This is a genomic window from Jeongeupia naejangsanensis (assembly GCF_016865585.1).
Taxonomy (GTDB): domain Bacteria; phylum Pseudomonadota; class Gammaproteobacteria; order Burkholderiales; family Chitinibacteraceae; genus Jeongeupia; species Jeongeupia naejangsanensis.
The window spans coordinates 228,249-237,592 of the sequence record NZ_JAESND010000006.1 but is presented as its reverse complement, the minus strand read 5'-3'; the positions used below and the strand labels follow the sequence as shown (position 1 = coordinate 237,592).

9 protein-coding genes are annotated in these 9,344 nt (G+C 64.5%); all 9 read left to right on the top strand.

All coding sequences use genetic code 11. From position 1 onward, the window contains the following. Nucleotides 1-1,382, top strand: a 1,382-nt coding sequence (locus JMJ54_RS13445) for a glycoside hydrolase family 18 protein (protein ID WP_203539060.1), incomplete at its 5' end; no start/stop codon positions are given. A gap of 303 nt (nucleotides 1,383-1,685) precedes the next feature. Beyond that, entirely contained in the window at nucleotides 1,686-2,135 is a 450-nt protein-coding gene (gene gspG / locus JMJ54_RS13440; RefSeq protein ID WP_203539059.1) for a type II secretion system major pseudopilin GspG, read from the top strand. Between the two features lie 25 nt (nucleotides 2,136-2,160). Continuing rightward, nucleotides 2,161-3,333: a type II secretion system F family protein gene (locus JMJ54_RS13435; protein WP_203539058.1), complete on the top strand. Its 1,173-nt coding sequence runs from the start codon at nucleotides 2,161-2,163 to the stop codon at nucleotides 3,331-3,333. After that, entirely contained in the window at nucleotides 3,333-4,991 is a 1,659-nt protein-coding gene (locus JMJ54_RS13430; protein ID WP_203539057.1) for a GspE/PulE family protein, read from the top strand. Before JMJ54_RS13435 ends, JMJ54_RS13430 begins: the two co-directional genes overlap by 1 nt. Further along, nucleotides 4,972-5,772 carry a hypothetical protein gene (locus tag JMJ54_RS13425; protein ID WP_203539056.1) on the top strand — a complete coding sequence of 267 codons (801 nt, stop codon included), beginning with the start codon at nucleotides 4,972-4,974 and terminating at the stop codon, nucleotides 5,770-5,772. The genes JMJ54_RS13430 and JMJ54_RS13425 overlap by 20 nt, the downstream gene beginning before the upstream one ends. Continuing rightward, nucleotides 5,769-6,299, top strand: coding sequence for a hypothetical protein (locus JMJ54_RS13420; protein WP_203539055.1), 531 nt, complete (start codon nucleotides 5,769-5,771; stop codon nucleotides 6,297-6,299). Before JMJ54_RS13425 ends, JMJ54_RS13420 begins: the two co-directional genes overlap by 4 nt. Continuing rightward, a complete protein-coding gene (locus tag JMJ54_RS13415; protein ID WP_203539054.1) occupies nucleotides 6,296-6,856 on the top strand; it encodes a hypothetical protein in 561 nt (186 codons plus the stop codon). Before JMJ54_RS13420 ends, JMJ54_RS13415 begins: the two co-directional genes overlap by 4 nt. After that, nucleotides 6,856-7,395, top strand: a complete 540-nt coding sequence (locus JMJ54_RS13410) for a hypothetical protein (RefSeq protein ID WP_203539053.1) — start codon at nucleotides 6,856-6,858, stop codon at nucleotides 7,393-7,395. Before JMJ54_RS13415 ends, JMJ54_RS13410 begins: the two co-directional genes overlap by 1 nt. Next, the gene (locus JMJ54_RS13405) at nucleotides 7,392-9,338 is read left to right on the top strand and encodes a secretin GspD/PilQ domain-containing protein (protein WP_203539052.1); all 1,947 of its coding nucleotides are present in this window, start codon (nucleotides 7,392-7,394) and stop codon (nucleotides 9,336-9,338) included. Before JMJ54_RS13410 ends, JMJ54_RS13405 begins: the two co-directional genes overlap by 4 nt. Nucleotides 9,339-9,344 lie beyond the last annotated feature (6 nt).

The window sequence follows — 9,344 nt, the reverse complement described above, 5'->3', positions numbered from 1 at the left end:
CTCCGACTCCGACTCCGACTCCGCCGACCCCGACCCCGACCCCGACGCCGACTGCAGCGCCGACCGTTCAGGCCGGTTCGTACTTCGCACAGTGGGGCATCTACGGCCGCAACTATCAGGTCGCCGACATCGGCAACAGCGGCGCGGCTGCCAAGCTCACCTTCATCAACTACGCGTTCGGCAACCTGTACCAGAAGAACGGCGGTTACGAGTGCGGCATCATCAACAAGCTCGAACCGGGTGCAACCGATCCGAACGCACCGGATGCCGGTACCGGCGGCGACGCTTGGGCCGACTACCAGAAGGGCTTCGCAGGCGATGCTTGGGGCTGGCCGGCATGGGACGATCCGCGTAACGGCGTCTCCGGTCCGCTCAAGGGCAACTTCAACCAGCTCAAGCAGCTGAAGGCCAAGTACCCGAACCTGAAGGTCTTCATCTCGCTCGGCGGCTGGACATGGTCGAAGTGGTTCTCGGCAGCAGCCAGCACCGACGCACTGCGCAAGCAACTGGTCAGCTCTTGCATCGACGTTTACATCAAGGGCAACCTGCCGTTTGATGCCGGCTCGAACGCCGGTGGTCCGGGCGTCGCCGCAGGCGTGTTCGACGGTATCGACATCGACTGGGAATTCCCGGGCGTGATCGGTCAGCCGTACAACACCGTCAGCGCAGCCGACAAGCAGAACTTCACCTTGCTGCTCAAGGAGTTCCGCACCCAGCTCGACGCGATCGGCGCTGCCAACAACAAGCGCTATGCCCTCACCGTCGCCATCGGCGCCGGCAAGGACAAGATCGAGCAGACCGATCCGGCCGAGTACACCAAGTACCTCGACTGGGTAAACGTCATGAACTACGACTACAACGGCGGCTGGGCAGCACAAGGCCCGACCGACTTCCAGGCGCACCTGTTCAAGGACGTCAACAACCCGAACTACATCGACCCGAAGACCGGTCAGCGTAGTCTCGTGTCGTACTACAACACCGACGAAGCCATCCAGCAGCTGATCGCCAAGGGTGCTCCGCGCAGCAAGCTGCTGGTCGGCGTGCCGTACTACGGTCGTGGTTGGACCGGCGTGAAGGCCGGCCCGAACGGTGACGGCCTGTATCAGACCGCTACCGGCGCAGCCAAGGGTACGTACGAAGCCGGCATCGAGGATTACAAGGTCCTGAAGAACGCCGCCGGCACGCTGCGTTACCACCCGGTGACCAAGCAGTCGTACAAGTACGACGGCAGCACATGGTGGAGCTACGACACCCCGACCGACATCCAGACCAAGGTTGACTACATCAAGTCCAACCAGCTGGGTGGCGCGTTCAGCTGGTCGCTCGATGGCGATACGCCGGATGCCGAACTGACCAAGGCCATGGCCAAGGTCCGCGAGTAAGTTTCAGCAACTCGCACAGTACGAACCCCCGGGAAACCGGGGGTTTTTTCTTGCCGCAGTGCAAGAAAGAAACCGACCTGAGGTCGGTTTCTCCAGCCATTCGGAATATGCTGCAAAGCCGCACGCCGATTGGTTTGGCGCAATTGTCCAGACATGGCCGGAAAGGCTTGCCGGGCCGGACCCGAGCCGGTTAGGATGGCACGCAAGGAAGACAACTATTCACACTCACGACAAACAAGCAGGGTGCCAAGCCACTGCCGTGTGAATACCGACAATACCAATTAGAAAAGATCGAGACGCTCCATGACGCAGTACGGCCAAACATCCCGCCCATGGTCCCGCCAGACGCTTCAGCAAGGCTTCACCCTGCTCGAATTGCTGGTCGTCATCCTGATTATCGCCCTGCTGGCCGGCTACGTCGGTCCGAAACTGTTCGGCAAGGTCGGCGAAGCCAAGGCCAAGACTGCGGCCGGGCAGATGAAGTCGCTCTCGGATGCGCTGAACAACTACCGTCTCGACATGGGTAACTACCCGACCACCGAGCAGGGCTTGGCCGTCCTGAATGCCAAGCCCGCCGACGCCGGCAACCGCTGGCAAGGCCCCTACCTGATGAAGGACGTCCCCAGCGACCCGTGGGACCGCCCCTATATCTATCGCCGCCCTGGCGAGAACGGCAAGGATTTCGACCTGCTGACCTTCGGCGCCGATGGCAAGCCGGGTGGCAGTGGCGAAGACACCGACATCAGTTACTGATCGCCCCCGGTCCCGGTAGTTCACCATGCGCTACAAGGTCAAGGCGCTGGCGGCCGGCCGCCTCACCGAACTCGAGCTCGACGCGGCCAACGAAGCCGAGCTTCGCAGTCGGCTTGCGGCGCAGGGTGCCCAGCTTGTCAGCTTCCAGACGCAACAGCGGCTGTCGTTCCGCAAGAGCGAGTTCGGCCTTTCGCTGTTCACGCAGGAGCTGATCGCACTGCTCGAAGCGGGTCTGACGCTGGTCGAAGCCGTCGAAACGCTCAAAGAGAAAAGCGCGCAGGACGGCAGCCGCGTCGTGCTGACCCGCATGGTCGAGACGCTCTACCAGGGCCTGCCTTTCTCGAAAGTCCTGACGCAGATGCCCGAGCATTTTCCGCCGCTCTATGTCGCCACCGTCGGCTCGGCAGAAAAGACCGGTCACCTCTCCGAGGCCCTCAAGCGCTACCACCACTACGACACCCGGCTCGCCGGCGTGAAGAAGAAAGTCATCGCCGCACTGATCTATCCGATGGTGATCCTGACCATCGGCGGCAGCATCATGCTGTTCCTGCTGTTTTACGTGATTCCGAAGTTCAGCCAGATCTATGCCTCGATGCGCAACATCCCCTTCGCCGCGCAGATCATGCTGTGGTGGGGGGACCTCGTGCACCAGCACGGCCACTGGTTGTTTGCCGGCATCGCCGCGACCATCGCCGGCATCGTGCTGCTGCTGCGCACGCCATCGGTGCAGGGTGCGCTGATGGAAATCGTCTGGCGTCTGCCCCGGCTCAACGATTATCGCCGGCTGTTCGCGCTGACCCGGTTCTACCGTACCGTCGGCCTGCTGCTCGCCGGCGGCCTGTCGGTCGTCGCAGCCATGGAGCTGGCAGCGCAGCTGCTGCCGACGCCGATGCGCCTCGCGCTCGGTCGTGCCATCGTCGACATCCGTGCCGGTCAGGGCCTGTCGGCGACGCTGCCGCGCTACCAGTTGACGACGCCGGTATCGGAGCGGCTGCTTCGCGTTGGCGAGCAGAGCGGCGAACTGGCAACGATGTGCGAGCGCTCGGCGCAGTTCTGCGACGAAGAGCTCGACCGCGGCATCGAAATGTTCACCAAGCTGTTCGAACCCATCCTGATGCTGTTCATCGGCGTGATGATCGGCACCATCGTCTTCCTGCTCTATATGCCGATTTTCGAACTTGCAGGGAGTGTGCACTGATGTCCGCGCTGACCCTCGACCTGATCCAGCACCTGCGCGCCAACCGCGGCGATACCCCGCTGCCCTTGCTGCTGCAGCAGACGCTCGGTGTGTCCGACGACGACTACCGTTTCGACGTCAGCACCTTCCTCGGGCTGCCGGCGCTGACGCGGTCGGACCTCGACGCACTGTTTCCGCGCTACGACCTGCTGCCCTATGCCGATGCCGTCGCGCACCAGTGCGTGCTGGTCGAGGACACCGACGGCAGCCTGTCGCTGGTCTACGGCAACCCGTTCGACGCGGCGACGCGCAACTGGGCGCTGCAGCGGCTGTCGGTTGCGTTCCGCAATGCACTCGGCCATTACGACGACGTCGCACGCTATCTGGAGAAGTACGAAACCAGCCACCGGGCGATGGACCAGCTCGCCGGCGGCGGTGACGGCGAAGCCAGCAATGACGGCGTGCCGGAGATCTCGCTGTCGACGATCGCCGCCGACAACAATCCGGTCGTCAAACTGGTCAACTCGACCCTGTACGACGCGCTCAAATCCAAGGCATCGGACATCCACCTCGAAAGCACGCCGGCCGGCCTGTCGATCAAGTACCGGATCGACGGCGTGCTGTTGCACATCGGTGGCGCCAACGGCATCGAAACCGCCGAGCAGACCGTGTCGCGGATCAAGGTCCTTGCCGACCTCGACATCGCCGAGCGGCGGATTCCGCAGGATGGCCGCTTCAAGGTCATCATGAACGGCCGCGACATCGACTTCCGGGTCTCGATCATGCCGTCGATCTATGGCGAGGACGCCGTGCTGCGGGTGCTCGACAAACAGGGTGGCGGCGATTCGTTCAAGCAGCTGCGGCTCGACATCCTCGGTCACGAGGAAGTGACGATGGCGGCGATCCGCTCGCTTGCCAACGAACCCTACGGCCTCTTGCTGGTGACCGGGCCGACCGGTTCGGGCAAGTCGACGACGCTGTATGCGACGCTGTCGGAAATCAACACCGGCGAAGAAAAGATCATCACCATCGAGGACCCGGTCGAGTACCAGCTGCCCGGCGTGCTGCAGATTCCGGTCAACGACAAGAAGGGGCTGAGCTTCGCGCGCGGCCTGCGCTCGATCCTGCGGCACGACCCGGACAAGATCCTCGTCGGCGAAATCCGCGACGGCGAAACCGCCAACATCGCCGTGCAGGCGGCGCTGACCGGCCACCTGGTGCTGACCTCGGTGCACGCCAACAACGCCTTTTCGGTACTCGACCGCTTCATGCACATGGGCGTCGAATCGCACAGCTTCGTTGACGCGCTGATCGGCGTCGTCGCGCAGCGGCTGATCCGCAAGATCTGCCCGCACTGCATCACCGACGACAATCCGGACGACGAGCTGCTGGCGGATTCGGGCCTCTCCCGCGATCAGGTTGCCGCCTGGCGCTTCCGCAAGGGCACCGGCTGCAAGGCCTGCCGCAATACCGGCTACCTCGGCCGCAAGGCCATCGCCGAAGTACTGCGGCTCAACGACGATCTCAAGGTCGCCATCGTCAACCGCGCGCCCCCCGGCGAAATGAAAACCCTCGCCAGCCAGACCGGCTTTGCGTCGATGCGGCAAATGGCCTTGATGGCCGTGTCGCGCGGCGAAACCACCTTGCAGGAAATCAATCGTGTCACCTTTGTCGATTGACCATCACGGCTGGCTGCTGCGCAGTCAGGTCCTGCTCGCGAGCCGGCCACGCTGGCCGCGCGGTCCGGTCGTGCGTCGCGCCGAACTCATCGATGGCACCGCCGACACCGCGGTGCTGCGCTTGCAGCAACTGCTGGCCGACGCACCGTCCGGCCGTTTCGATACGCTGACGCTGCATCTAGGCGCACCGTGGGTGCGCTACAGCGTCCTGCCCTGGCAGGACAACCTGAAGCGCGACGCCGACTGGCAGGGCTACGCCCGCGTACTGATGGCCTCGCAGTTCAACGTCGCCACCGATACCTGGCGCGTGGCCATCGAGGATGGCAGCTATGGCGCGCCGCGGCTTGCCGCCGCCGTCGACCAGGGGCTGTACCAGACGCTGATCGAGCTGGCGCGCACCCGCCGGTGCAAGCTGCAGGCGGTTGCACCGCTGCTGACCGACGTCACCAATCGCTACCGCAGCGATTTCAAGTCGCGCGAGTTCGCACTGATTCTTGCCGAACACGAACACGTCACCTGCCTGTTCCGCAAACAGCGCAGCTGGCGCGGCGTCGTCACCCTGCCCGCACCGGCCGGCGGACTGAGCGGCGCCTCGCTGGCGTCGCTGGTCCGCGATGCAGCGATGCTGGCCAGCGACTTCGTTCCGCATGACCTCTACCTCGCCTCGACGCAGGCGCCCGTCGAGCATCACGACGAGAGCTTCGACGTCGAATGGCTGGGCGGCCTGCATCCGTTGCTCGATGCCGCACGCGAGTGGGCACGACCGGAGGTCAGCGCATGAAACCGGTCCAGCTCGATTTCCACCGCAAGCCGACGGCCACACCGTGGCTCGGACTGGTCCTGATCGCCGCCGGTGTCGTGGTGCTGCTCTGGGTGCTGTCGCGCCAGGACGTCGCCGAGGAACGCCGCAAGCTCATCGACACCCAGGAAGCCGAAGTGTCGTGGCTGATGAAAAAGCAGGAAACCTCGAAGCTCGAAGCACAGAAGGAAGCCCCGCTGAACGACAAGGTCGCGGCCATCGAGCACGCCCAGTACGCGTCGCCCGAAGCCGGACTGGCCGCGCTCGAAGCCGCCTGGGTACCGGCGATTGCCTACACCAAGATCGACGTCAGCACGACCGAACGCAGCCTCAAGCTCGAACTCGAGGCCAAGACGCAGAAAGACCTGCTGGCGTGGATCGATGCGCTGGCGCTGCAACCCGACATCGCCCAGGTCTCGCTGGCGCGGCAATCGCTCAAGCCCGCCGATCCGTTCAAGCCGACCGGTGCCGCGGTTGAAGTGCGCTGGCGCGCGACGGAGGCGCCATGAAAACCCAACAGATCGTCTGGCACCTGCGCCGCTGGCCACGCTACGCCGGCACCCTCGGCTGGGTCGGCCTCGCGCTGATCATCATGGCTGCGCTGTTGCTGAAGCAGCAGGTCGAACCGATCGAGCGCGATCTCGACAAACGTGAAGTCGCGGTTGCCGCTAAACGCGGCGAGCTGCGTCAGGTCGCCCGCGCCAGCGAAGTTGCCAGCGAAGCCGCCTACGTCCGCTTGCGCCCGGACAGCAGCTTTACCGCCTTTCTCGGCGAACTCTCCGAACTCGCCACCCAGCACGGCATCGGAGTGATCCAGAGCGACTACAAGAGCCTGACCGAGGGGGATGGCCATCTGATGCGCTTCGGCCTGCAGTTCCCGGCCAGCGGCAACTACCCGTCGCTGCGCGCGTTCATGCGCGCCCTGACGGCGATTCCGGGCGTACGGATCGAATCGGTCAGCATGAGCCGCCAGCAGATCGGCGAGGAAATGCTGGCGATCCAGCTGCAACTCTCCTACCTGACCGAGGTGGCCAATCCGCAGCCGGTTGCCAAGGGGGGACGCTGATGCTCTCGCGCCCGCTGCAAATCATCCTGGCCGTCACCGTGCTGCTGACCGGCTACACGATCTGGAAGGAAGGCGGCGATACGCCGTCCGATACCGACGTGGCCGCGCGCAAACCGCGCAGCATGCCGGCACGCGAAATCGCTTCCGAAGCGAGTTCGGTCGCCCGCGTCGCCGCCGTCCGTGCCTCGGCCGCGTCGACCGCCAGCGCCGTCAACCTGTTCCCGAAACAGACATGGGCACCACCCCCGCCCCCACCGCCACCGCCGGCCAAACCGACACCGACCCCGGTGCCGGTCGCGCCACCGCTGCCGTTCCAGGTCGTCTCGACCTGGCACGAACGCGGCACCGACTACGTCGTGCTGCAGGCCGGCAATGACCAGTACGTCGTCTGCAACCGCTGCGATGCGCTCGGGCGCATCCAGCAAGGCGAAACCCTGCTGGGTACGTGGCGCGTCGACAAGGTCGGCCGTGACCTCATTACCTTTACATTCATGCCATTGAATCAGCAGCAAACGCTGCCGATAGGAGGAACGCCGTGAAACGCGCGTTGACCGTCACCATTCTGGCCGCGATGCTCGCAGGCTGTGCCGCCGACAGCGCTCGCAAGCAGGGCGAAGCGATGATCCAGCAAGGCGATACGCAGGAAGGCCTGAAGGCGCTGCAGACCGCGGTGCAGCAGTATCCGGACGACATCAAGCTGCGGACCACCTATCGCCGACAGCTCGACCAGTTGCTCGGTCAGCTGCTGCAGGATGCCGAAACCGCCCGTGCCCGTGGCGACATGGCCGCGGCGCTGGCGCGCTACCAGCAGATGCTGTCCTGGGATCCGGGCAATGTGCGCGCGCAGGAAGGCATGCGCCAGCTCGAGCGCTCGGTGCGCAGCGATTCGATGCTCAAGTTCGCCGGCGAGATCAAGGAACAGCGTCCCGACGAAGCCCTCGACATCGTTCGTCAGGTGCTGGCGGAAAACCCGCGCAACCCGCAGGCGGTCAAACTCAAGGACGACATCGAAAACCGCAAGGCGCGCGAAGCCAATCTGCGCCCTGCCTTGGCGCAAGCGCTGAAGAGCCCGATTTCGCTGCAGTTCCGCGATCAGCCGGTGATGAGCGTGTTCGACATCGTCGCGCGCATCGGCAAGGTCAACTTCATTTTCGACCGCGACGTGCCGGCCAACCTGCGCACGACGATCTTCGCCCGCGACACCACGGTCGAGGACGTGATCAACCTGATCCTCGCGACCAACCAGCTCGACAAGAAGATCCTCAACGACAACACCATCCTGATTTATCCGAAGCGCCCCGATAAGGACCGCGACTACAAGGATCTGGTGATGCGGACCTTCTACCTGAGCAACGCCGACCCGAAGCAGGTGCTGTCGATGCTCAAGCAGATGGTCAAGACGCGCGACGTCTACATCGACGAGCGCCTGAACATGCTGGTGATGCGCGACACGCCCGAAGCGATCTCCGTCGCCGAACGGCTGATCGCCGCACAGGATCTGCCGCAATCCGAGGTGGTATTCGACGTCGAAGTGCTCGAAGTCAACAGCAGCGATACGCTCAATCTCGGCATCCGCTACCCGGACAGCGTCAGCGCGACGGTCGGTGGCTTCACCGGCGCGACCGACACCAGCAAGGGAACGTTCACGCCCGGGCAGATCGGGCTCGACCAGCTTTCCAGCCTCAACAAGGGCAATGTGCTGGTCAACGTCGGCAGTCCGACGATCACCGCCAACCTCTCTCATGCCAAGGGCGCGGGCACCATTCTGGCCAACCCGAAAATCCGGGTGAAGAACCGCGACAAGGCCAAGATCCTGATCGGCGACCGGCTGCCGGTCGTGACGACGGTCAACTCGAACGGGGTGGTCAGCGAAACCGTCAGCTATCAGGACGTCGGCCTGACCCTGAACGTCGAACCGACCATCGGCACCGACGGCGACATCGGCGTCAAGGTCCAGCTCGAGGTGTCCAACGTCACCGACAAGCAGACCACCAAAACCGGCCTGCTCGTGTACCAGATCGGCACCCGACGTGCCGAAACCGTCATGAGCGGGCGCGACGGCGAGACGCAAATCCTTGCCGGCCTGCTGAGCCGCAACAGCCAGAGTACCGGCAACGCGATTCCGGGCCTCGGCGAGCTGCCGATCCTCGACCGCATCTTCGGCAGCAAGTCGGATTCGTCGCAAAAGACCGAACTGGTGCTGTCGATCACACCGCGCATCGTCCGCAACCTGCCGATTCCCAGCAGCTACGTGACCCAGTTCGACAGCGGAACCGACGCGTCGATCTCGACCGATCCGCTGCGCTTGCGCAACGCGTCGACGATGACCTACTCGGCCCAGGGGGGCGCCGTCAGCGCGCCGCCGCCAGCACCTGCTCCGGTACCGGTCGCGCCGCCGCCTGCTGCCGCACCGGCACCTGCGGCCCAAGCGCCGGCCGACGCCACGACGCCGGTGCCGCGCAGCGGTCTGGGACGCCGCTGAGGCCGC

Coding starts and splice junctions, on each gene's coding strand:
- JMJ54_RS13430 (WP_203539057.1), top strand. CDS start 3,333: ATGTCCGCGCTGACCCTCGACCTGATCCAGCACCTGCGCGCCAACCGC.
- JMJ54_RS13415 (WP_203539054.1), top strand. CDS start 6,296: ATGAAAACCCAACAGATCGTCTGGCACCTGCGCCGCTGGCCACGCTAC.
- gspG (WP_203539059.1), top strand. CDS start 1,686: ATGACGCAGTACGGCCAAACATCCCGCCCATGGTCCCGCCAGACGCTT.
- JMJ54_RS13420 (WP_203539055.1), top strand. CDS start 5,769: ATGAAACCGGTCCAGCTCGATTTCCACCGCAAGCCGACGGCCACACCG.
- JMJ54_RS13435 (WP_203539058.1), top strand. CDS start 2,161: ATGCGCTACAAGGTCAAGGCGCTGGCGGCCGGCCGCCTCACCGAACTC.
- JMJ54_RS13410 (WP_203539053.1), top strand. CDS start 6,856: ATGCTCTCGCGCCCGCTGCAAATCATCCTGGCCGTCACCGTGCTGCTG.